We start from the raw sequence: 23,529 nt of genomic DNA on the forward strand, positions 1-23,529 counted from the left end.
GCGTAATCGCATAAAATGCATTTAAAATACATTTTAAAAAATAAACAAAATGAATAAACCGATCCCCGGCAGCTTTATCAATCTCCCCGCAGGCTACTTTGGCATGGTGCTGGGCACCATCGGCATGGGGTTTGCCTGGCGCTATGCCGCCACGATTTGGCCGGTGCCGTCGGTTGTTGGTGAGGCTCTTGTGGCGCTTGCCGCCGGCATCTGGCTGCTGCTGGCGTTAGCGTTCCTGACGCGGCTGGTGCGCTACCCGCACAGCGTGATTGCAGAAATTCATCACCCTTTAATGAGCAGCTTCGTGAGTCTGTTCCCGGCGACGACCATGCTGGTGGCCATCGGCGTGGCCCCTTATCTGCGCCCGCTCGCTGCAGTGATGTTTGGCTTTGGCGCCGTGGTGCAGCTTTGTTATGCCGCCTGGCAGTCCGCCGGATTATGGCGGGGTACGCACCCGCAGGATGCCACGACGCCGGGGCTGTATTTGCCCACCGTCGCCAATAATTTTATCAGCGCGATGGCCTGCGGCGCGTTGGGTTATCACGACCTGGGGATCTTGTTCCTCGGGGCCGGTGTTTTTTCCTGGCTCAGCCTGGAACCGGCGATTTTGCACCGTATGCGCAGCGCCGGGGAACTGCCCGCGCCGGTACGCACCTCGCTGGGCATTCAGCTTGCCCCTGCGCTGGTGGCCTGTAGCGCTTACCTTGCCGTGAACGGCGGCGTGACGGATTTCTTTGCCAAAATGCTGTTTGGTTACGGCCTGCTGCAATTGCTCTTCATGCTGCGCTTAATGCCCTGGTACCTGGCGCAGCCGTTCAATGCCTCCTTCTGGAGTTTCTCCTTCGGTATTTCTGCGCTGGCAACCACGGCGCTCCATCTGAGCGCAGGCAGCGGGGACGGGCTGTTTCACGTCATTGCCGTGCCGCTGTTTATTTTTACTAATGTGATTATCGGCCTGCTGCTGGCACGTACTTTTATCCTGCTGATGCAGGGGAAATTGATTGTGCGCACCGCGCGGCCTGAAAATAAGGATCTGTCATGACCGAGAAGTCTGAAAGCTACTACAGCGAAAAATACGGCTTAACTGCCACACATTCTGACGTGCTGAATGCCGTGAAGTACGTTGCCCCCGGCAAAACGCTGGATCTTGGCTGCGGCGGCGGGCGCAACAGCCTGTACCTGAACCAGAAAGGGTTCGACGTCACCGCCTGGGATAAAAACCCGATGAGCATCGCCAGGCTGAATCAGATTATCGAGACGGAAGGGCTGAAAAACATTGCCACCGCCGAGGTTGACCTGAACCAACTGAGCTTTGACGGCGAGTACGATTTTATTCTCTCCACCGTGGTGATGATGTTCCTCGAGCGCAGCACGATCCCTGGACTTATCGCCAATATGCAGCGCTGCACCAAACCCGGCGGCTACAACCTGATTGTGGCGGCCATGGATACCGAGGATTTTCCGTGCACGGTCGGTTTCCCGTTTGCCTTTAAAGAGGGCGAACTGCGGAACTACTATGAAGGTTGGGAACTGATTAAATACAACGAAGATGTGGGGCAGTTGCACAAGACCGATGAGAACGGCAACCGCATCAAGCTGCGTTTTGCCACGATGCTGGCGCGTAAGAAGTAAAAATTAACCCTCACCCCGGCCCTCTCCCCTATGGGGAAAGGGTTAGGGTGAGGGGCAAACTACTTCGCCGCCAGCAGGCAAAGCTTGAGCGCCACATTGTAAGAAGCCTCAAACGCCCGCAGCGGTAAAAACTCAAAGCGAGAATGGAAATTGTGCGCGCCGGTAAAGAAGTTCGGCGTCAGCAAGCCTTTAGCTGACAGCGCCGCGCCATCCGTGCCGCCGCGCATGGGGATCACCTTCGGCTCAATCTCCAGCTCATCCAGAGCGGCAAAAATCAAATCAATGGCCCGGCGATCATCGGTAATGGCGTTACTGATGTTGCTGTAGGTATCGCTGAGGCTGAACTCCACGCGTGCGGTCGGGTATTGCGCGGCAATCTTCTTCGCCACTTCGCCAATTTGCTGTTTGCGGCGTTCAAAGTTGGCCAAATCGAAGTCGCGAATATTTGCCTTCAGCAGCGCTTCGCTTTGTGAAGCCTGCATCCCGTTAAACCAGACGTAGCCTTCGCGCCCTTCGGTGTGTTCAGGCGTTTGTTGGCGGTCAAAATGGCTAATGTAGTCCATCGCCATCAGCAGCGGGTTAACCAGCACGCCTTTGGAGGACATCGGATGGCTGGTCACGCCGGTGAATTTCAGCTCCGCGTGGGCGGCGTTGAAGTTTTCATACACCACTTCGCCCAGCTCGCAGCAGTCAATGGTCCACGCGAAGTCCACGTCAAAACGTGCCAAATCCAGCGCTTTGGCGCCACACAGGCCAATTTCTTCATCCGGGACGAAGGCCACCACGATGTCACCGTGCTGGTGCTCTGGCGTCAAGTTTTCCAGCAGCGTCATCACCACCGTGACGGCGGCTTTGTTGTCCGCGCCCAGCACGCTGGTGCCGTCGCTGAAGATAATCTCTTCGCCAGGATAGGCGTTGATTTCCGGGTGCTCCGCCGTGCGCAGCCAGATGTTCTCTTTGGCGTTCAGGCATAAATCTTCGCCGGTGAAGCGCAGGATCTGCGGATGAATGTCCGGGGAAAGGCCAACGTCAACGGTATCAATGTGCGTAATAAACCCCACGCGCGGTGCGCCAGCGACGTTGCCTTTCTTCACGGCGGTTACCGTGGCGTGCTCATCAATCACAATATTTTCAAGGCCCAGCGTGCGCAGTTCTTCCGCGAGCAGGCTGGCCATTTCGTGTTGTCCTGGGGTACTGGGCAGGCTGCTGACGCGCGGATCGCTTTGGCTGGTCACCGCCAGATAACGAAAGAAGCGCCGGGTGAGCTGCTCGCTGAGCGACGAAGACATAGTGTTTCCTTATTGTTCGATGTTGTTTGTTGGCAATGTAAATTTAATGTTATTTATTAAGGCGCTTTGCACAAGCTTTATTCATTCAGGGTCAGGACAAACACCACAGGAAGACAGCGATGAAAACAAAGATTACAACGCTTGCACTTGCCGTAGCGGCGCTCTCCATCAGTACCAGCGTGGCGGCCAGCACGCTGGTTTATTGCTCCGAAGGCTCACCGGAAAACTTCAACCCGCAGCTTTACACCTCGGGCACCAGCGTGGATGCCAGCGCGGTGCCGGTTTATAACCGGTTGGTGGATTTTAAAGTCGGCACCACGGAACTGCAGCCCAGCCTGGCGGAAAGCTGGGACGTCAGCGAAGACGGCAAAGTCTATACCTTCCATCTGCGCAAAGGCGTTAAGTTTCAGAGCAACAAATACTTTAAGCCCACCAGAGACTTTAACGCGGACGATGTAATTTTCTCGTTTATGCGCCAGAAAGATCCTAAGCATCCGTACCACAACGTTTCCAACGGAAATTACTCCAACTTTGAAAGCCTGGAGTTTGGCAAGCTGATCACAGCGATTGATAAAGTGGATGACAACACCGTGCGCTTCACGCTAGCGCACCCGGAAGCGCCGTTTGTCGCGGATTTAGGCTGGTATTTTGCCTCGATTCTCTCTGCCGAATACGCCGATGTCATGATGAAGGCCGGCACGCCGGAACGCGTCGATTCCGACCCCATCGGCACCGGGCCGTTTGAGCTGAAGCAGTACCAGAAAGATTCCCGTATTCTCTATACCGCTTTCCCTGATTACTGGCAGGGCAAATCAAAAATCGACCGTTTAGTGTTCTCGATTACGCCAGATGCGTCGATCCGCTACGCCAAACTTGAGAAAAATGAATGCCAGGTAATGCCGTTCCCGAACCCGGCGGATTTGCCGCGCATGAAGGAAAACAAAGACATCACGCTGATGCAAAAAGCGGGTCTAAATACCGGTTTTCTGGCATTTAACACCCAAAAACCGCCGCTCGATAACGTGAAAGTGCGCCAGGCGCTGGCAATGGCGATTAACAAACCGGCCATTATCGAAGCGGTGTTCCACGGCACGGGCATCGAGGCGAAAAACCTACTGCCGCCGGGCGTGTGGAGCGCGGACGATAAGCTCAAGGATTACGATTACGATCCTGAAAAAGCGAAGGCGCTGCTCAAAGAAGCCGGGTTTGCCAACGGCATGAGCATTGACCTGTGGGCAATGCCGGTTCAGCGTCCGTATAACCCGAACGCGAAACGTATGGCAGAGATGATTCAGGCCGACTGGGCAAAAGTTGGCGTGACGGCGAAAATTGTCACCTACGAGTGGGGCGAATACCTCAAGCGAGTGAAGGGCGGCGAGCACCAGGCGGCGCTGATGGGCTGGACGACGGCCACCGGCGACCCGGACAACTTCTTCGGGCCGCTGTTTACCTGCACGTCGGCCAACGGCGGGTCTAACTCATCCAAATGGTGCTATCAGCCGTTTGATAAGCTGATTCTTGAAGCCCGTGCCGAGGGGAACCACGATAAACGAGTCGAGCTCTACAAAGAAGCGCAGCAAATGATGCACGACCAGATGCCTGCGGTGATGATTGCCCACTCCACGATTTTCGAGCCGGTGCGTAAAGAGGTGACCGGGTATGAAATTGACCCGTTCGGGAAGCATATCTTTTATCAGGTGGATGTGAAGAAGTCACTGGACTGAAGGTCCCTCTCCCAGAGGGAGAGGGAATAAAGAAGATTACATGTCGTTTTTCCGCCCTCTCCCTTTTGGGGAGAGGGCCGGGGTGAGGGCTTTCCCTCTTTCGGACACAAAGAAAGCGCTACACCGTACTACGTTCGCTCACCGCCTCAACCGGCGCAGTTGCCGTCGCCTGATTCGCCTGTTGCTCCTCGCGGAATTTCAGGTTATCCCAGACCCGGAAGAACGGGTAATACATCACCAGCGAGATAGCCAGGTTCACAATCTGCAGAATCGAGCCGGAAACATGGCCGCCTGTCGCTAAATAGCCGCTGACGATAATCGGCGTGGTGAACGGCAGCGCAATCCCCGCAGGTGGCGCTACCAGACCTGTTGCCATCGCCGTGTAGGAGACAATCACCAGCACCACCGGGGTCAAAATAAACGGCACCACCAGGTACGGGTTCATCACCAGCGGAATGCCAAACACCATCGGTTCGCTGATGTTAAACAGGCTGCCCGGTGCGGCAATTTTACCCAGTTGCTTCATTTGCACACTGCGGCTGCGGATCAGCATAAAGATCACCAAACCTAACAGCGCCCCGGTGCCGCCAGGGGCGATCCACAGGTCATAGAACTGCTGGGTAATGATGTGCGGGATAGGCAGGCCGTTCTGGAATGCCGCCAGGTTCTCGGACATATTGGTCAGCCAGACCGGGCGGATAAACACCAGCACGATGGTGTCGCCGTGCAGGCCGAGCGTCCACAGAATACCAATCAGGATCACCGACACGATCATTCCCGGTAACGAGCCGCCAATGTGGCTCATCGGAATGCCGACCAGATCGGTGATCATGGTGTTGATGTCACCAAACGGCGTGGCTTCCACCAGCAGGCGAAGCGCCAGCACCACGGCCAACACGCAAAAACCCGGCACCAGCGCGAGGAACGATTTAGCTACCGCAGGCGGCACGCCCTCCGGCATGCGGATCACCAGATTACGGTTGCTGATAAACCGGTAAATTTCGGTAGAAAGCAGGGCGATCAGAATTGCGACAAACAGCCCCTGGCTACCAATTTGCCCCATTGGCAGCACGCCCTTCACAAACTCAGCTGGGCCCCCGGACGGCGGAGTGAACATAATGTTCTGCGGGATGGTCATGATAAAGGCTACCAGCGACACCGCCCCGGCGGTGAGCGGGTCGATGGTGCGGTATTTTTCGGCCAAACGATATGCGATCCCGAAACTAGAAATAATCGCCATGATGTCATAGGTCGCTTTGACCGGATAAAGCAGCTTGGTCTGCCACGTGGCGCCAAACAGATCGGTCATTAGCTGGGGGTAGCCCGGCACCGGCAGATAGGCGAAAATCAGGAAGAACGAGCCAATCAGCATGAACGGCATGTTCAGAATGATCCCGTCGCGGACGGATAGCACGTGCTTTTGCCCGGCGATTTTCAGCGCCACGGGCAGCACATATTTTTCAAGAAACGATTTCTTTGCGGACACGGTTACCCCTGTCCCGGCGCATGGCCGGGCATTATTGTTATTGATTTCTGTTGTGGGGTGGACGTAAAGCATCGCCCACCGGTAAGCGGCGCTAATTAAACTGCGGCAGCCACGCCTTGTTGCTTGCAAGCACTTCGTCGAGCAACGCCTGAGCGATATTCACGTCAGCCACTAGCGGGTTCGCTATCAGGGCCAGGAGCGCCTGCTGCTTATCGCCGTGGACCGCCGCTTCAATCGTCAGTCGTTCAAAGTCTTTCACCTGCTGCGTCAGGCCATTCATCAGGGGAGGAAGTTTGCCGAATGCCAGCGGATGGGCCCCCAGGGCGTCGATCACGCAGTTGGTTTCAATCACCGCGTCGTCCGGCAGCGCCTGAATAGCGCCGTTGTTGGCGGTATTTACCACCATCTGCTTGCCGAGGTTATTGTGCAGGGCGTCGATAAGCTCCAGGGCCACTTCGGAATAGAACGAGCCACCGCGCTGGCTCAACTGCTCCGGCTTTTTGTCGAGCTGCGGGCTGGCGTACAGCTCAAACAGCTCAGCTTCGACTTTCATTACCTGTTCGGCGCGGGTGCCTCTCCCGTTCGCCGCATCCGCCAGCTCGTCTTTGAGCATGGTGCGGGTTTGCCAGAAATAGCGATGGTACGGGCAAGGGATCGCTTTCAGAGCACGCAACAGGGCTGGCGGCCACGGAATCGCTTTGATGTTGTTCATCGACAACTGCTCACCATCGCACAACATCTCAATCACCTCGGCGGTCGCGTCACGCCCATCGGCAATCACCTCGTGCACCCACACCATGTGGTTGAGCCCGGCGAAGCGCAGCGTGACTTTGTCGTAAGGCAGTTGGAGCATGTCAGCGATGGTGTGGTGCATGGTCACCGGCACGTTGCACAGGCCAACTATGTTGGCGGCGCTGTAGCGGGAAACTGCCTCGGTGACGATCCCCGCCGGATTGGTGAAATTAATAATCCACGCATTCGGGGCCAGGCGCTCCACGCGTTTAGCAATGTCCAGCATCACCGGAATGGTACGCAGTGCTTTTGCAAAACCACCGACACCGGTGGTCTCCTGGCCTAGCAGTTCGTGGCTGAGGCCCAGGCGTTCGTCGGCGGCGCGAGCGGGCAGTTGCCCCACGCGAAGCTGGGTCAGCACAAAGCTGGAACCCGCAATCGCGGCGTCTGGTTCGTAATGCACCGTCACTTTGACCTGCTCCAAACCTTTGCTGTCGAACATGCGGCGAGCCAGCGCGGCGATGATTTCAACCTTCTGGCGGCCCGCTTCTACATCCACCAGCGCCAGCTCCGTCATCGGCAGGGCGGCATGGCGCAGAATCAGGCCTTCAATAAGTTCCGGGGTGTAGCTGCTGCCCCCGCCCACAACGGTAATTTTCATTGGTTTCTCCCGGTTATCAGGCCATCAGAGTTATGGCTTTATCCAGCACGCGGTCGCCGCGCATGGTGCCGTAATCCATCATGTCGATCACCGCCACAGGTTTGCCGAGAGGAGCCGAAAGCTCGGAAAGGCGGGCCAGTTCGAACTGCACTTGAGGGCCGAGCAGCACCACGTCGGCGCTCTGCAGGTGACTTTCAATTTCGGCTACAGACACCGCATCAATTTGAATGTCCAGGGCGCGTTTTGTGGCCTCGGCGCGCATTTTTTGCACCAGCATGCTGGTGGACATCCCTGCGGCACAACACAACATGATCTTTTTCATTACCTTTATCCTTCAAATTGAAAACGTGTTTCAAACAACAGCGCGTTTATTCAGCATGTATGAAAATTATTTTCATGACCGTGATCTGCGTTGGATTATTGGTTTCCCGAATGTTAAAGGAATAACAAGACTTTTACGGAGGAGGGTGAAACGGCGGCAAGGCATCGCGGCAAAGTTAATTGAAAAATAATTTCAACGCATTATGATGATTTATCCGCCTGTGACGCAGACACAAGGAACCTTTCAGCGATGGATATTGTTTATCACCTGGTCCATGGGTTAGCCGACTCTTCTCCACAAGAAACGCGGCTGGCCCGCTTTTTTCTGGAGAATTTCTTCCAGCTACCGGATGCCACCATGGAGCAGCTGGCGGCGCGCGCGGGTGTCAGTCAGGCCACGCTCCAGCAGTTCGCGCGCACCATTGGCTGCAGCGATATGAATGATTTCCTCGGCCAGGTTCGCCACCAGCAGCACGACAGCCGGGTACAGGACTTGCTGGCAGCGCCGTCTCAACTGTTGGGGGATGCCGCCTGGGTGGATAATGACACGCTGCAGTTTCTGGCCAACCGGGGTGGCGTGGCGAAAGACGTGCTGGAGCGCTTTTCTCATTCCATAGGGCGGGATGCTGAGGGCGACATTATCAGCCGGATCCGCCAGCGGCTGGCGGAGTTCAGCCAGCAGGAGGCGAGAGTTGCGCAGGCTATTTTGCACGATCCGGGCTTTGCGTCGTCGGCGACAATCGACCAGCTTGCCCAGGCGGCGGGCGTCAGTCCGGCCACTATCACGCGCTTTGCCAGAGCCGCAGGCTGCGACGATATTCGTGATCTACGCATGAAGCTGGCGCAGGCCAGCACCGCCATACCGGGTAGCGAGCTACCGGCTTCCTGGCAACAGCGGTTGAGCGGCATCCAGCAGGCGCTAACTCAGCAACTGGAAACGCTTCCGGAAGCTAATGTTTCGCGCGCCGTTTTGCTGCTGAAACAAGCGAAAACGATTCATATTTTCAGCGCAGGTACGGCAGACACGCCTTTTGCCAGCCTTTTGCAGTACCGCCTGCTGACGCAGGGCCAGCCCGCCAGCGTCTGTTATGACCCGGCGCTAATGAGCTTCACCGCCTCAATGCTGAATCGCGAGCAGACGATGATCGTCTTTGCCAGCTCGACGCCGGACAGCATCTTGTTAGCGGCCGTGCAGCAGGCCAGACGGCAGGGCGCAGCCATCGTTATGGTGACGAAAGATCCTTCCAGCGCGGGGCATGCCGGTGACGTCTGGCTGCCTACCGGGGAAGGGCATTACGGCGCATTATTGATTGTTGACCTGCTTTGCGATGGGCTTGCCGTCCCCGGCGATGAGCGCTCGATCTGAGTTTTGACATCAAGACCGCTTAACCCCCACACAAAGTGTCGTTTTTTGCTATACCTGAAAGGCTTATACCCACAAACAGGATCAAACGATGCGGAGCAAAACGTATTTTAAAGTGGCTTGTCTGGCAGGTTTATTAGCGCTGGCGGGGTGTGCTTCAAAAACCACCGCGCCAGAAAAATACTCTGGGTTTCTAAAAGATTACTCCGGTCTGCAGGAGACAAAATCAGCAACCGGTAAAACCGTTATGCGCTGGGTTGACCCGAATTTCAAACCCGGCAACTACGACAGCCTGGTCTACAATCCGGTGGTCTACTACCCGACGCCAAGGCCTACGACTCAAATAGGCCAGAGCACGCTGGATGGTCTGCTGGCGTACACTAACACCAAATTAAAAGCCGCGGCGGCGCAGCGGAAACCGCTGGTCACGACGCCAGGTCCGCACAGCCTTATTTTCCGGGGCGCGATCACCGGCGTGGACAGCAGCAAAGAAGGGCTGCAGTTCTATGAGGTGATCCCGATCGCGATGGTTGTCGCAGGCACGCAAATGGCCACCGGGCACCGCACCATGAATACCGATCTCTATTTCGAAGGCGAACTGATTGATGCGGCAACCCATAAACCCGTTTTACGCGTGGTCCGTAAGGGCGAAGGGAAAACGCTCAGCAACGAAAATGCCAAAGTCACCGTTGATACCCTGAAACAGGTTGTGGATGATTTGGCCACCGATGCCACGATGTTTGACGTGCCGAATAAATAACCTTTTTTGCAAACAAAAACCGCAGCCCTGAACAAGCTGCGGTTTTTTATTACGCCAGCTTTCTCCGCCACGGCAGCCACTGTTCCGGCTTAGCAAACATCACCAGGTTACCCAGCAAGATCATCACCAGCCCCAGCACGGCGTTAGCTTGCCAGACGTACCCTTCGTAAAGCGTCGACAGCGTCAGCGCCACCAGCGGGAAGAGCAGCGTACTGTAGGCGGCCTGGCTCGCCCCGATGCGGCCTACCAGGGTGAAATAGGCGCCAAAGGCTATCACCGAACCAAAAATCGCCAGATAAAGCAGCGAGCCAATGTAGCGCACGGTGAAATCCGGCATAAACGATTCGCCGCTCGCCAGCGCCACGACGCCCATAATCGCGGTACCGTAAAACATCGCATAGGTATTGGTGGACAGCGTTTCCAGGCCCCGGCCTTGATGGCGGGCGCTGATCATATTCCCCAGCGAAAAACCAAAGGTGCCGAGCGCGCTAAGGCCAATGCCGATCGGCAGCGAAGGCGCCATTTGTGTGGCTGCAAGATCGTGCCAGAACAGGGCCACGATGCCGGCAATGCCCAGCGCGGCGGCGGGCAATACGCGGGGAGACGGTTTCTTGCGGAAGAACAGAAAATTGTTGAAGGCGTTGAACAGCACCGCCATCGAGAAGATCACTGACTCCAGACCGGAGCTGATATAGGCCGCCGCGTGGTAGAAGCAGAAGAAGTTGAAGCCGAACACGCACGCGCCCTGCAGGACGCAAAACAGGTGGTCTTTGAGCCCGATACGCTTCAGGCGGCCCAGCGCGAGCAGCACAACCAACATCACCACGGCCGCCACGGCAAAGCGCCAGAAAATAGACACGGGGACGGAAACAACGCCCTGTTGCATGTAAATGGCTATCCAGGTCGTTCCCCAAATCACCACCACCAGAATATAAAGCAAAGCGTTCATTGTTGTTCTCGTCAGTCAAAACCAGATGACGAGTCTCCTTTTTTTTCCGCTCTGCGGCTTTCATCCGCGCCAGCGACTTGCATATTCTTGCGGTTTTTTTTCACGGCGGCAGTGGCGAGGGCGGCGCGCAGTCCTTACACTAGCCATTATGTTCCAGAAGCCGACTCCCGCTATGACCGCGCCATACCACGCCTTTGAAAACCTGCAGCAGCACAAAGCCCGCCTGAACGGCAGCGTTCAGCTTGGCTCAGGGATTCAGCTTGCCGCCTGGTCCAACGGCAATGACTGCATTACCCAGCGCTGCGATCACCACACGCTGAGCCTGTACGTGACCGAAGGGTACGAAACGTATCAAAAAACGAGCTCAGGCTGGCGCAACGGCGGCGGCCCGGATCGCTTCTGCATTATGCCGGAAGACAGCGAATCAACCTGGGACGTGCGGGATGACTTCTCGTTTGTGCACCTGTACTGCACCGACGAGCATTTGAAAGAGATTGCCGCGCAGATTTGGGACCGCAGCCCGGCGGCCATCAACCTTGATGAAAAAACCTTTGCCGACGACCCGCGCATAACCCAGCTTTATCGTCACTTTCTGCTGAGCAGCGACTGGCAGCAGCGGGCTAATCACCTGACGCTAAGCACGGCTTCTACGCTGCTGTTGACGCATCTGGTGCAGCATTACAGCAGCGTGCAGTGGAAACTGCCGGCGGTGCGTGGCGGGCTGGCGCCGGCGGTACTGCGCAATGCCCAGGCGTATATCGAGCAGAACCTGAGTGAGGCGCTGACCCTGGGTGAACTTGCCCGGCAGGCGGATCTCAGCGAATACCACTTTGCACGTATGTTTAAACAGTCCACCGGCCTGGCGCCACATCAGTACGTGATGCAGCGCAGAATGGCGAAGGCGGAAATACTGGTTCGCCAGGGAAAACTGCCGTTGACGGAGATCGCGATGACCTGCGGGTTTAGTTCGCCCAGCCACTTCAGCACCCGCTTTAAAAGCGTCTTTGGCGCAACGCCCTCGCAGCTACGCGCGCTTCAGCCTTGAAAGCGCGGTGTAGCAAATCCCCCCGGCGATCACCCCCCAAAATGCAGAGCTGACGCCCAGCAGATTGACGCCTGAGGCGGTAACCAGAAACGTCACAACGGCGGCATCTCTGTCGCGCTCGTGGTTCAGCGCCTGATGCAGGCTTCCGGCAATGGTGCCCAACAGGGCTAGTCCGGCAAGGGTATGGATCCAGGCGAGCGGCAGGGCCGTCAACAGCGTCGAAATCGCCCCGCCAAACGCCCCTGCGAGTAAATAAAACACCCCAGCAGCTGCGGCGGCAAGCCAGCGTTTGTCTTTGTCCGGATGCGCTTCCGCGCTCTGGCAAATGGCGGCGGTAATGGCGGCGATGCAAACCGAAAACACCCCGAACGGCGCCAGCAACAGGGCGATTAACGCCGTCACGACGATCGGCGGTGAAACCGGGACTTTGTAGCCGGAAGCCGCCAGCGTGGCGACGCCAGGGGCATTTTGCGAGGCCATGGTCACCAGGAAGAAGGGCACGCCGATGCCCAGCAGGCTGGCGAGGCTAAACGAGGGGGCGATGAATTCAGGCATCACGACAGAAACCGGGACGCTCCCGGCGTGAAGCTCGCCGCTGATAAAGCAAATCAGCAGGCCAACCAGCATGGCGACAACCACGGCATAGCGCGGAGCAAACACCTTCGCCAGCAGCCAGCCGGCCAGCATACAGATGCACAGTAAGAAGTGACCCTGTAACGATGTGAAGGTGTCGAGGCCAAACCGCAGTAAAACCCCGGCCAGCATGGCGGCGGAGAGCGTAGACGGGATCAGGCGCATCAGCCTGGCGAACAGCCCGGTGAGGCCGCAGATCAGGATCAGCCCAGAGGCGAAAATAAAAATGCCCACCGCCTCGTTCAGGCTGTAGCCCGGCAGGCTGGTGGCCAGCAGCGCCGCGCCCGGCGTGGACCAGGCTGTGAGTATCGGCGCGCGATACCATAGCGTTAATCCCAGCGTGCTGATGCCCATCGCCAGGCCCAGCATTGTCAGCCAGCCAGCGATTTGGTGCGGGCTGGCCCCTGCGGCATCTGCCGCCTGCCAGATAATGGCGGCGGAACTGGCATAGCCGACCAGGACGGCAACAAAACCGGCCAGAACGGTGGGAAACGGGGGCAGATAAAGGCGCATGGTTGTCTCGCTGTGCGTTATAACGTCCGGGGAATATAGCATCGTGCGTTATAGCGCACAAGGCGCTATACTGCGCCCTTAACGGGAGGAGAGAATGGATATAGCGCAACATCTGGCAAACACCCTGAAAGGCCTGCGTCAGGCCAGAGGCTGGAGCCTGACCTTCGCGGCGGAACAAACCGGCGTGTCGAAAGCGATGCTCGGGCAGATCGAGCGCAACGAATCCAGCCCGACCGTCGCCACATTATGGAAGATTGCCACCGGCTTTAACGTGCCGTTTTCGGTTTTCCTCGAAGCCGGTTCAGCGCCCGTGCGCCCGGTCTTTGACCCGCAGCACCGGGAAATGGTGGTGGTGCCGATTTTTCCTTACGATCCGCACCTTCGTTTTGACCACTTTTCTATTCGCCTCGCCCCCGGCGCGCTCAGCGAGTCGTCGGCGCACGACAGCGGCGTTATCGAGCATGTGGTGGTGATAAGCGGCGTGTTGGAGATGAATGTTGACGGAGAATGGCAGACGTTGCAGGCCGGAGATGGCTTAAAATTCTACGGCGATCGCCCCCACGCGTACCGTAATTCAGGTGCCGATGAGACGCATTTTCACTCGCTGATTCACTATCCGGTGACGGCGGCATAATCCCTCTGTTTTTGCGCGGGGGAAGTGACTACAATAGCCGCCTTTCGCCATTACAGAACACGACAAATTTTATGCGCCTGCACGCACATCAACTTGAATTACTCAGCCCTGCCCGTGATACCGCCATCGCCCGCGAAGCCATTCTCCATGGTGCGGATGCGGTTTACATCGGTGGGCCTGGCTTTGGCGCTCGCCACAACGCCGGCAACAGCTTGCAAGACCTGGCCGAACTGGTGCCGTTTGCCCACCGCTACGGGGCGAAAATTTTTGTTACCCTGAACACCATTCTGCATGATGACGAACTGGAGCCTGCGCGCTCGATGATCGTCGACCTGTACGAAGCCGGGGTTGATGCGCTGATCGTGCAGGATATGGGCGTGCTGGAAATGGATCTGCCGCCGATCGAGCTGCACGCCAGTACCCAGTGCGACATTCGTAGCGTGGAAAAAGCGAAGTTTCTGTCCGATGCAGGTTTCTCGCAAATCGTGCTGGCGCGCGAACTGAACCTGCAGCAAATTGCCGCCATACACCAGAATGTTGACGCGACGATTGAATTCTTCATTCACGGCGCGCTGTGCGTGGCGTATTCCGGGCAGTGTAATATTTCCCACGCTCAAACCGGGCGCAGCGCCAACCGCGGCGACTGCTCGCAGGCCTGCCGTCTGCCGTACACCCTGAAAGATGATCAGGGCCGCGTCGTCGCCTACGAAAAACACCTGCTGTCGATGAAAGACAACGATCAGAGTGCCAACCTGGCGGCGCTGGTCGAGGCGGGCGTGCGCTCCTTCAAAATTGAAGGGCGTTACAAAGACATGAGCTACGTGAAAAACATCACCGCGTACTACCGCCAACTGCTGGACGAGCTGATGGAAGGGCGCAGCGACCTGACTCGTGCGTCTTCCGGCGTGACATCGCACTACTTTATTCCGTCCCCGGACAAAACGTTCCACCGCGGCAGCACTGACTACTTCGTGAACGAGCGCAAAATCGACATCGGTGCGTTTGATTCACCGAAATTCGTTGGCCTGCCGGTGGGCGAAGTGCTGAAAGTGAGCAAAGACCATCTGGACGTGACCACTGCCGATACGTTGACTAACGGCGATGGCCTGAACGTGCTGATCAAGCGTGAAATCGTCGGCTTCCGCGCTAATACGGTGGAAAAAACCGGGAAAAATCAGTATCGCGTCTGGCCAAACGAAATGCCGGAAACGCTGAAAAAGGTGCGCCCTAACCACCCGCTGAACCGTAACCTGGACCACAACTGGCAGCAGGCGCTGCTAAAAACCTCCAGCGAGCGCCGCGTGGCGGTGGATATCGAACTGAGCGGCAGCCAGCAGCAGTTGGTGATGAAAGCCACCAGCGAAGAGGGCGTCAGCGTCAGTCAAACGCTTGTCGGCCGGTTTGACGTTGCTAATAACCCGCAGAAAGCATTCGACAACCTGCGTGACGGCCTGACCAAACTGGGCCAGACCATGTACTCCGCGCGGAAAGTGAACATCTTGCTGGAAGAAGCTTTATTTGTGCCAAACGCTCAGCTTAACCAGCTGCGCCGTGATGCCATTGAAGCGCTGACCGAAGCGCGTCTGCAAAACTACCAGCGCGGCACCCGTAAAGCGGTGAGCGTGCCGCCGCCGGTCTACCCGGACAGCCATTTAAGCTTCCTGGCGAACGTGTATAACCATAAAGCGCGTGAGTTTTATCACCGCTATGGCGTGCAGCTGATTGACGCTGCCTATGAAGCACATGAAGAGAAAGGCGAAGTGCCGGTGATGATCACCAAGCACTGCCTGCGCTTTGCGTTTAACCTCTGCCCGAAACAGGCGAAGGGGAACATTAAGAGCTGGAAGGCCACCCCGATGCAACTGGTCCACGGCGATGAAGTGCTGACGCTGAAATTTGACTGCCGCCCGTGTGAAATGCACGTCATTGGCAAGATGAAGAACCATATCCTGAAGATGCCGCTGCCGGGGAGCGTGGTGGCGTCCATCAGCCCGGACGATTTGATGAAAACGCTGCCGGGCAAATCGAAGCGTTAATTTTCCTGCTTATTATTTAAAACCGCCTGCTTCAGGCGGTTTTTTTAACCACTCAGGGAGGATGCATTATTATTTGTCACTTACGGAATTATTCCGCTATTCAACAAACATGCCTTAACCATGATATTCAGATGACAAGCTGGCGTTGTGAAGGGCATATGCTCGCCAGCCGACGCTTAACTTCACGATTTTTCGTTATATCTCATTTTCTTAATACTGTTCTAAGATTTCTTTGTTAAATTCTTTTCATTGATAAGATGTTTAGCTAAACAGGCCGTACTTCCCAAGTGTTGTGCTTTTATTTAATTAGCCTGATTCATTATCCCGTCAGCTTTTGGCGTTTAGCGATTTAATAAGGAATCCACGTAATGAGTGATTTTCTGCCTTTTTCACGCCCGGCGTTAGGTGCGGAAGAAATTGCAGCGGTAACGGAAGTCATGCAATCCGGCTGGATCACAACCGGGCCGAAAAACCAGGCGCTTGAGAAAGCATTTTGTGACTTAACCGGCAATAAACATGCCATTGCGGTAAGCTCGGCCACCGGCGGGATGCACGTTACCTTGATGGCACTTGGGCTGCAGGCGGGTGACGAGGTGATTACTCCCTCGCTGACCTGGGTCTCCACGCTCAACATGATTGTGCTGCTGGGCGCCGAACCGGTGATGATCGATGTCGATCGCGATACGCTAATGGTTACGCCAGAAGCCATTGAAGCGGCCATTACTCCACGCACTAAAGCGATCATTCCCGTGCACTATGCGGGCGCGCCTGCCGACATCGACGCTATTCGCGCCATCGGGGAACGTCACGGCATTCCGGTGATTGAAGATGCTGCGCACGCCGCGGGCACCGAGTACAAAGGCAAGCACGTTGGCGGCAAGGGCACTGCTATCTTCTCTTTCCACGCCATCAAAAACATGACCTGCGCCGAAGGCGGCCTGATCGTCACCGACGACGACCAGTTTGCTAACCGCATTCGTAGCCTGAAATTCCACGGTCTGGGCGTAGATGCCTTTGACCGTCAGACGCATGGCCGCGCGCCGCAGGCTGAAGTTATCTCCCCGGGGTTCAAATACAACCTTGCGGACATTAACGCGGCTATCGCGCTGGTGCAGCTGGGCAAGCTGGAGCAAATCAACGTCCGTCGTCAGGAAATCGCCGAACGCTACCTCAAAGAGCTGGCCGACACGCCATTCCTGCCGCTTGCCACTCCGACCTGGGAGCACCGTCATGCCTGGCATCTGTTTATCATCCGCGTGGATGAAGCCACCTGCGGTATTTCCCGCAGCGGCCTGATGGAAGCGCTGAAAGAGCGCGGCATCGGCACCGGCCTGCACTTCCGCGCGGCGCACACCCAGAAGTATTACCGCGAGCGCTATCCGCAGCTTCAACTGCCGAACAGCGACTGGAACAGCGAGCGCATTTGTTCTATTCCGCTGTTCCCAACCATGACCGACGATGACACTTCCCGCGTCATTACCGCTTTACGTGAAATAGCAGGACTCTAAGATGACGACCCCGGAACCGATCAAGAAAGTTTCCGTTGTGATCCCGGTGTACAACGAACAGGACAGCCTGCCTGAACTGCTGCGTCGTACCACTGAAGCTTGTCAAAAGCTGAACCGTGATTACGAAATTCTCCTTATTGATGATGGCAGCAGCGATGACTCTGCCGCTATGCTGACCCGCGCGGCAGAAGCCCCGGACAGCCACATCGTCGCGGTGCTGCTGAACCGTAACTATGGCCAGCACTCGGCCATTATGGCGGGCTTTAGCCACGTCACCGGCGATCTTATCGTCACCCTGGATGCTGACCTGCAGAACCCGCCGGAAGAGATCCCTCGCCTGGTTGAGAAAGCCGACGAAGGCTATGACGTGGTGGGCACCGTGCGCCAGAACCGCCAGGACAGCTGGTTCCGCAAGCGTGCGTCAAAAATGATCAACCACCTGATCCAGCGCACCACCGGTAAAGCGATGGGCGACTACGGCTGTATGCTGCGCGCCTACCGCCGCCATATCATCGACGCGATGCTGCACTGCCACGAACGCAGTACCTTTATCCCGATTCTGGCCAACACTTTTGCCCGTCGCGCCATCGAAATCCCGGTGCACCACGACGAGCGTCAGTTTGGCGACTCGAAGTACAGCTTCATGCGCCTGATCAACCTGATGTATGACCTGATCACCTGCCTGACCACGACGCCGCTGCGTTTACTCAGCGTCGTCGGCAGCATTATCGCACTGTCCGGTTTTGCCCTCGCGGTACTGCTGGTGGTGTTACGTCTTGCACTTGGCCCGCAGTGGGCGGCGGACGGGGTGTTTATGCTCTTCGCCGTTCTGTTCACCTTTATTGGCGCCCAGTTCATCGGAATGGGGCTGCTGGGTGAGTACATTGGCCGTATCTATAACGACGTGCGTGCTCGCCCTCGTTACTTTATTCAACGCGTAGTTAGCAGTGAAACCGCTTTATCTTCAGAGGAAAATCAATAATGAAAGCAGTTGTTTTCGCCTATCACGATATGGGCTGTGTGGGTGTTCGTGCCCTGGTTGAAGCAGGCTATGACATTGCAGCAATTTATACTCACCCGGATAACGCCGCTGAGAATAACTTCTTCGGTTCTGTGGCCCGCACGGCGGCAGAATTCGGCATCCCGGTTTTTGCTCCTGAAGATGTGAACCACCCGCTGTGGGTCGACCGCATTAAAGACGCGCAGCCTGAAGTGATTTTCTCCTTCTACTACCGCAATCTGCTGAGCGAAGAGATTCTGGACTGCGCTTCCGTCGGTGCATTTAACCTCCACGGCTCCCTGCTGCCTAAATTCCGTGGCCGTGCGCCGCTGAACTGGGTGCTGGTGAAAGGTGAAACCGAAACTGGCGTTACCCTGCATCGCATGGTGAAACGTGCGGACGCGGGCGACATCGTTGCTCAGGAACGCGTGGCGATTGCCTCAGAAGATACTGCCCTGACCCTGCACCACAAACTGTGCGAAACCGCGAAATCCCTGCTGGCGAAAAGCCTGCCGGTGATCAAAACCGGTCACTTCCCGCAGACCGCTCAGGACGAATCCAAAGCAACCTATTTCGGCGGCCGTTCGCCAAAAGATGGCGCGATCAGCTGGGAAGGCTCTGCAGCAGAAGCTAACAACCTGGTGCGTGCGGTGACCGAACCGTGGCCAGGCGCGTTCAGCTACGTGGGCGGTGGCAAATTCATCATCTGGAAAAGCCGCGTGCTGGAAAGCAACAATGGCGCGAAAGCCGGGACAGTTATCTCCGTTAACCCGCTGGTTATTGCCTGCGGCACCGGTGCTCTGGAAGTAGTGACCGGCCAGGCTGAAAACGGCGTGTACATGCAAGGTTCCCAGCTGGCACAGTCTCTGGGCCTGGTCAGCGGCGCGATTCTGAGCAGCAAACCCGTTTCCGCTATCAAACGTCGTACCCGCGTACTGATTCTGGGCGTGAACGGCTTTATCGGTAACCACCTGACCGAACGTCTGCTTCGTGATGACAACTTCGAAATTTTCGGCCTGGACATCGGTTCCGACGCGATTTCTCGCTTCATCGGCAACGAGCGTTTCCACTTTGTGGAAGGTGACATCAGCATTCACTCCGAGTGGATCGAATACCACATTAAGAAGTGTGACGTTGTTCTGCCGCTGGTAGCCATCGCGACGCCAATCGAATATACCCGTAACCCGCTGCGCGTGTTTGAACTCGACTTCGAAGAGAACCTGAAGATCATCCGCGACTGCGTGAAATACAAAAAACGCATTATCTTCCCGTCCACCTCCGAAGTGTACGGCATGTGCACCGACAAGTCGTTTGACGAAGATAACTCCCCGCTGATCGTTGGGCCAATCAACAAACAGCGCTGGATCTACTCCGTGTCCAAACAGCTGCTTGACCGTGTTATCTGGGCATACGGCGAAAAAGAAGGGCTGCGCTTCACGCTGTTCCGTCCGTTTAACTGGATGGGCCCGCGTCTGGACAACCTGAACGCCGCGCGTATCGGTAGCTCCCGTGCCATTACCCAGCTGATCCTGAACCTGGTAGAAGGTTCCCCGATCAAGCTTATCGACGGCGGCAAGCAGAAGCGCTGCTTCACCGACATCGGCGACGGCATCGAAGCGCTGTTCCGCATTATTGAAAACAAAAACAATAACTGCGACGGCCAGATCATCAACATCGGTAACCCGGACAACGAAGCGAGCATCAAACAGCTGGCAGAAATGCTGCTGGAAAGCTTCGAGCGTCATCCGCTGCGTAGTCAGTTCCCACCGTTCGCCGGTTTCCGCGAAGTGGAAAGCAGCGCGTACTACGGCAAAGGTTATCAGGACGTTGAGCACCGTAAGCCAAGCATTCGCAACGCCCAGCGCCTGTTGGACTGGACGCCTGAAGTGCACATGGAGAAAACCATCGACGAGACGCTGGACTTCTTCCTGAAAACCGTTGAGCTTACGGACCCTGCTTCATGAGAAAAGTCGGCCTGCGTATTGATGTCGACACCTGGCGAGGCACCCGTGAAGGGGTGCCAAACCTTCTGGAGACGCTAAGTTTACACTCGACTCAGGCAACCTTTTTCTTCAGCGTTGGGCCAGACAACATGGGGCGCCACTTGTGGCGCCTGATCAAGCCTAAATTCCTGTGGAAGATGCTGCGCTCCAACGCAGCATCGCTGTATGGCTGGGACATTCTGCTGGCGGGTACCGCGTGGCCGGGGCGCGTGATTGGCGCAGGCAACGCAGAGGTTATTGCGGCGGCGGCGGACCACCATGAGGTGGGCCTCCATGCCTGGGATCACCATGCCTGGCAGGCCTGGGCGGGCGTCTGGGAACAGGACAAGCTCGAACAGCAAATTCGCCGTGGGCTGGATGCGCTGCAGAAAATTGTAGGGCAACCCGTAAGCTGCTCGGCCGTGGCGGGCTGGCGTGCTGACCAGCGCGTGGTGAAAGCGAAAGCCGCTTTCCCGTTCCAGTACAACAGCGACTGCCGTGGTACGACGCCGTTTATCCCCGTTCTGTCTAACGGTAGCGAGGCTGCGGTGCAAATTCCCGTGACGCTGCCAACGTGGGACGAGGTGATTGGTACCGAAGTCAGTAAAGAGAACTTTAACCGCTTTATCCTTGATAAAATTCACCAGGACAGCGGCACACCGGTTTACACCATTCATGCCGAAGTCGAAGGGATGGTGATGCGAGATTCCTTTAGTGAATTGCTGGCGATGGCTGCCGCCGAGGGGGTTCAGTTCTGCCCGCTTAGCGAACTTCTGCCGGACGATTTATCCACGCTGCCGAGAGGCAAAATTGTGCGCGGGACAATTCCAGGCCGCGAAGGCTGGCTGGGTTGCCAACAACTTATAGAGTCGTGAACCGATGAAATCTGCAAAATATGGAATGACCCTTCTGGTCTGTTTTGCCTTGCTTTACCTTGTCCCCCTGGAGTTTCGTCACCTGTGGCAGCCGGATGAGACGCGCTATGCGGAAATCAGCCGTGAAATGCTGCTGTCTGGCAACTGGATCGTTCCTCATTTCCTTGATCTGCGCTATTTCGAAAAGCCGGTAGCGGGGTACTGGATCAACAATATCAGCCAGTTCATCTTCGGTCATAACAATTTTGCCGTGCGTTTTGGTTCCGTGTTTTCGGTGACCCTGAGCGCGCTGCTGACCTACTGGCTGGCGTTCCGCCTGTGGCGCGATAAAACGGTCGCGGTGCTGGCCGGGGTTATTTTCCTCACCTGCCTGCTGGTCTACGGCATCGGCACTTATTCCGTGCTCGACCCGATGATCACCCTGTGGCTGACGGCGGCGATGTGCAGCTTCTGGCTGGCCAGTACCGCACAAACCACCGGCGGCAAGATGGGTGGTTACGTGCTGCTGGGCCTGGCCTGCGGCATGGGCGTGATGACCAAAGGGTTCCTGGCGCTTGCGGTGCCGGTGATTGGCGTTCTGCCGTGGGTGATTGCACAGAAACGCTGGAAAGAGGTGTTGTTGTTCGGGCCGCTGGCGGTGCTGAGCGCCGTGCTAATTACGCTGCCGTGGGCGGTTGCGATCGCCAAAGCCGAGCCTGACTTCTGGCACTACTTCTTCTGGGTGGAGCACATTCAGCGCTTCGCTGAGAAAGACGCGCAGCATAAAGCCCCGTTCTGGTACTACATTCCGTTCCTGATTGCAGGCTCTCTGCCATGGCTTGCTCTGCTGCCGGGCGCGCTGAAAAGCGGCTGGAAAAGCCGAGGCGAGCAGGGCGGCGCGTTCTACCTGCTGGGCTGGGTTGTGATGCCGTTGCTGTTCTTTAGCATCGCCAAAGGCAAACTGCCGACCTACATTCTGCCGTGCTTTGCACCGCTGGCGATCCTGATGGCGCGTCATGCCGTTGAGCTGGCGAAAAGCGGTTCCGCTATTTTACGCGTCAACGGCTGGATTAACCTGCTGTTTGGGGCGGCCTGCGTGATCGCGGTGGCATTCTTCCTGGCACCGTGGGGTCTGGCCAGACATCCGGTGTATGCCGCCAATGAAACGCTGAAAGTTGTACTGGCGTGCGTGGCCTTTGCAGTCTGGGGGCTGTTCGGTCTTTTGACCCTGAGCCAGACCGCGAAACGCTGGTACTGGGCGGCGCTGTGCCCGCTGGGTCTGGCGCTGCTGGTGGGCGTGGTGATTCCATCGAAAGTGGAAAATTCCAAGCAGCCGCAGGCGTTTATCCATGAGATGCGCCCGCAGCTGGAAGACAGTCGCTACATCTTCACCAACAACGTCGGCATTGCCGCCGGAGTGGCGTGGGAGCTGAAGCGGAGCGATATCAATCTTTATAATCAGGCGGGCGAGCTGCGCTACGGCCTTGATTATCCGGATGTATCTAATCGCTTTGTTTACGGTGATGAGTTCGCATCCTGGCTGGCGGAACACCGCAAGCAGGGCAAAGTGTCGCTGATGTTGCTGGTGTCGAATAACACCGATCTCAATGACCTGAAGCTGCCGGAGCCGGATCACCGGGCCAACAGCGGGCGCTTTGTGCTGTTTGAGTACGACGCGCAACCATGAATATTGCGCTGATTATTCTGGCCAGTTTGTTTAGCTGCGGCGGGCAGCTGTGCCAGAAGCAGGCGGCTCAGGGGGCGGGGCGCCGCCACCTGATGCTGTGGCTTGGGCTGAGCGTTCTCTTATTAGGGCTGGGGATGCTCGTCTGGCTGCTGGTGCTCCAGCACGTCGAGGTGAGCATCGCTTACCCCATGCTGAGCCTGAACTTTATTTTTGTCACCCTTGCCGCGCGCTGGATCTGGAAAGAGAAAATTTCGGCGCACCACTGGCTGGGCGTGATGCTGATTATTCTGGGGATTATCGCGCTGGGAGGGCACGCCTGATGGGCTATATCTGGGCGTTAATGAGCGTGCTGCTGGTCAGCGGGGCGCAGCTCAGCATGAAATGGGCGATGATTCAGTTCCCTCCCGCCGCAGCGAGCCTTGAGTTTATTCAGGCCGTGTTGTTCGGCGGTTACGGGCTGCTGGCGCTGATCGGCGGGCTCGCGGCCTACGCGTTTTCCATGGGCTGCTGGTATATGGCGTTGAAACGCATTCCGCTCAGTAAAGCGTATCCGCTTTTAAGCCTGAGCTATGTGCTGGTGTGGTTCGCGGCTATTAATCTGCCGTGGCTTAACGAAGCGTACAGTCCGGGCAAACTTCTCGGCGTGGCGGCGATTTTCGTCGGCCTGGTGCTGATTTGCCTGCCTCATCAGCTACGCCACAAAAAGGAAAAGTAATGCGC

Annotated in this window: 21 protein-coding genes; 15 read left to right on the top strand and 6 right to left on the bottom strand. The window is 56.8% G+C overall.

Going from position 1 to position 23,529, the window contains the following annotated elements; translation table 11 throughout:
- Nucleotides 1–49 precede the first annotated feature (49 nt).
- Both tehA and tehB read left to right on the top strand, forming a co-directional pair.
- On the top strand, nt 50–1,042 hold the full coding sequence (tehA, locus tag ACR6JA_RS02835; RefSeq protein ID WP_494493535.1) for a dicarboxylate transporter/tellurite-resistance protein TehA: 993 nt from the start codon (nt 50–52) through the stop codon (nt 1,040–1,042).
- Nucleotides 1,039–1,632, top strand: coding sequence for a tellurite resistance methyltransferase TehB (tehB, locus tag ACR6JA_RS02840; protein WP_494493536.1), 594 nt, complete (start codon nt 1,039–1,041; stop codon nt 1,630–1,632). Before tehA ends, tehB begins: the two co-directional genes overlap by 4 nt.
- Nucleotides 1,633–1,691: 59 nt before the next feature.
- Here the strand turns inward: tehB and pepT are convergent, their stop codons facing one another.
- On the bottom strand, nt 1,692–2,921 hold the full coding sequence (pepT, locus tag ACR6JA_RS02845) for a peptidase T (RefSeq protein ID WP_494493537.1): 1,230 nt from the start codon (nt 2,919–2,921) through the stop codon (nt 1,692–1,694).
- A gap of 119 nt (nt 2,922–3,040) precedes the next feature.
- Here pepT and ACR6JA_RS02850 point away from each other — a divergent pair, with 119 nt between their 5' ends.
- Nucleotides 3,041–4,645: an ABC transporter substrate-binding protein gene (locus ACR6JA_RS02850; RefSeq protein ID WP_213715843.1), complete on the top strand. Its 1,605-nt coding sequence runs from the start codon at nt 3,041–3,043 to the stop codon at nt 4,643–4,645.
- Nucleotides 4,646–4,763: 118 nt separating this feature from the next.
- Here ACR6JA_RS02850 and celB read toward each other — a convergent pair whose 3' ends face one another.
- From celB to ACR6JA_RS02865, 3 genes are all read right to left on the bottom strand, one after another.
- A complete protein-coding gene (celB, locus tag ACR6JA_RS02855) occupies nt 4,764–6,131 on the bottom strand; it encodes a PTS cellobiose transporter subunit IIC (protein WP_008460739.1) in 1,368 nt (455 codons plus the stop codon).
- A 91-nt stretch (nt 6,132–6,222) separates the two neighbouring features.
- Nucleotides 6,223–7,524: a 6-phospho-beta-glucosidase gene (locus tag ACR6JA_RS02860; RefSeq protein WP_494493538.1), complete on the bottom strand. Its 1,302-nt coding sequence runs from the start codon at nt 7,522–7,524 to the stop codon at nt 6,223–6,225.
- Nucleotides 7,525–7,540: 16 nt separating this feature from the next.
- Entirely contained in the window at nt 7,541–7,846 is a 306-nt protein-coding gene (locus tag ACR6JA_RS02865; RefSeq protein WP_008460736.1) for a PTS sugar transporter subunit IIB, read from the bottom strand.
- Between the two features lie 249 nt (nt 7,847–8,095).
- Here ACR6JA_RS02865 and ACR6JA_RS02870 point away from each other — a divergent pair, with 249 nt between their 5' ends.
- Nucleotides 8,096–9,211 (top strand): MurR/RpiR family transcriptional regulator, encoded by a 1,116-nt coding sequence (locus tag ACR6JA_RS02870; RefSeq protein ID WP_494493539.1) that lies wholly within the window; start codon nt 8,096–8,098, stop codon nt 9,209–9,211.
- 88 nt (nt 9,212–9,299) lie between these two features.
- Complete coding sequence (locus tag ACR6JA_RS02875; RefSeq protein WP_213715846.1) at nt 9,300–9,968, top strand: DUF3313 domain-containing protein; 669 nt, start codon at nt 9,300–9,302, stop codon at nt 9,966–9,968.
- A gap of 49 nt (nt 9,969–10,017) precedes the next feature.
- On the opposite strand, the gene ACR6JA_RS02880 is transcribed toward ACR6JA_RS02875, so the two are convergent.
- The gene (locus ACR6JA_RS02880) at nt 10,018–10,917 is read right to left on the bottom strand and encodes a DMT family transporter (RefSeq protein WP_494493540.1); all 900 of its coding nucleotides are present in this window, start codon (nt 10,915–10,917) and stop codon (nt 10,018–10,020) included.
- A gap of 172 nt (nt 10,918–11,089) precedes the next feature.
- Here ACR6JA_RS02880 and ACR6JA_RS02885 point away from each other — a divergent pair, with 172 nt between their 5' ends.
- Entirely contained in the window at nt 11,090–11,962 is an 873-nt protein-coding gene (locus tag ACR6JA_RS02885) for a helix-turn-helix domain-containing protein (RefSeq protein WP_213715848.1), read from the top strand.
- On the opposite strand, the gene ACR6JA_RS02890 is transcribed toward ACR6JA_RS02885, so the two are convergent.
- Nucleotides 11,942–13,108 carry a benzoate/H(+) symporter BenE family transporter gene (locus tag ACR6JA_RS02890; RefSeq protein ID WP_494493541.1) on the bottom strand — a complete coding sequence of 389 codons (1,167 nt, stop codon included), beginning with the start codon at nt 13,106–13,108 and terminating at the stop codon, nt 11,942–11,944. The two genes, ACR6JA_RS02885 and ACR6JA_RS02890, sit on opposite strands and share 21 nt — an antisense overlap.
- Nucleotides 13,109–13,202: 94 nt before the next feature.
- Between ACR6JA_RS02890 and ACR6JA_RS02895 the strand changes: the two genes are divergently transcribed.
- The 9 genes from ACR6JA_RS02895 (at nt 13,203) to arnF (ending at nt 23,524) form a co-directional block, all read left to right on the top strand.
- The gene (locus ACR6JA_RS02895; protein ID WP_494493542.1) at nt 13,203–13,742 is read left to right on the top strand and encodes a helix-turn-helix domain-containing protein; all 540 of its coding nucleotides are present in this window, start codon (nt 13,203–13,205) and stop codon (nt 13,740–13,742) included.
- A 71-nt stretch (nt 13,743–13,813) separates the two neighbouring features.
- Nucleotides 13,814–15,778, top strand: a complete 1,965-nt coding sequence (locus tag ACR6JA_RS02900) for a peptidase U32 family protein (RefSeq protein WP_213715851.1) — start codon at nt 13,814–13,816, stop codon at nt 15,776–15,778.
- A 368-nt stretch (nt 15,779–16,146) separates the two neighbouring features.
- On the top strand, nt 16,147–17,286 hold the full coding sequence (gene arnB / locus ACR6JA_RS02905; RefSeq protein ID WP_213715852.1) for a UDP-4-amino-4-deoxy-L-arabinose aminotransferase: 1,140 nt from the start codon (nt 16,147–16,149) through the stop codon (nt 17,284–17,286).
- A 1-nt stretch (nt 17,287) separates the two neighbouring features.
- Nucleotides 17,288–18,268: an undecaprenyl-phosphate 4-deoxy-4-formamido-L-arabinose transferase gene (arnC, locus tag ACR6JA_RS02910; protein ID WP_008460725.1), complete on the top strand. Its 981-nt coding sequence runs from the start codon at nt 17,288–17,290 to the stop codon at nt 18,266–18,268.
- Entirely contained in the window at nt 18,268–20,250 is a 1,983-nt protein-coding gene (gene arnA, locus ACR6JA_RS02915) for a bifunctional UDP-4-amino-4-deoxy-L-arabinose formyltransferase/UDP-glucuronic acid oxidase ArnA (RefSeq protein WP_213715853.1), read from the top strand. The genes arnC and arnA overlap by 1 nt, the downstream gene beginning before the upstream one ends.
- On the top strand, nt 20,247–21,143 hold the full coding sequence (gene arnD, locus ACR6JA_RS02920; RefSeq protein ID WP_494493543.1) for a 4-deoxy-4-formamido-L-arabinose-phosphoundecaprenol deformylase: 897 nt from the start codon (nt 20,247–20,249) through the stop codon (nt 21,141–21,143). Before arnA ends, arnD begins: the two co-directional genes overlap by 4 nt.
- A 4-nt stretch (nt 21,144–21,147) precedes the next feature.
- Nucleotides 21,148–22,809: a lipid IV(A) 4-amino-4-deoxy-L-arabinosyltransferase gene (gene arnT, locus ACR6JA_RS02925; protein WP_494493544.1), complete on the top strand. Its 1,662-nt coding sequence runs from the start codon at nt 21,148–21,150 to the stop codon at nt 22,807–22,809.
- Nucleotides 22,806–23,129, top strand: a complete 324-nt coding sequence (arnE, locus tag ACR6JA_RS02930) for a 4-amino-4-deoxy-L-arabinose-phosphoundecaprenol flippase subunit ArnE (RefSeq protein ID WP_213715856.1) — start codon at nt 22,806–22,808, stop codon at nt 23,127–23,129. Before arnT ends, arnE begins: the two co-directional genes overlap by 4 nt.
- On the top strand, nt 23,129–23,524 hold the full coding sequence (gene arnF, locus ACR6JA_RS02935) for a 4-amino-4-deoxy-L-arabinose-phosphoundecaprenol flippase subunit ArnF (RefSeq protein WP_494493545.1): 396 nt from the start codon (nt 23,129–23,131) through the stop codon (nt 23,522–23,524). Before arnE ends, arnF begins: the two co-directional genes overlap by 1 nt.
- The last annotated feature ends 5 nt before the right edge of the window (nt 23,525–23,529 follow it).

Source organism: Cedecea sp. B1(4), from assembly GCF_059414925.1.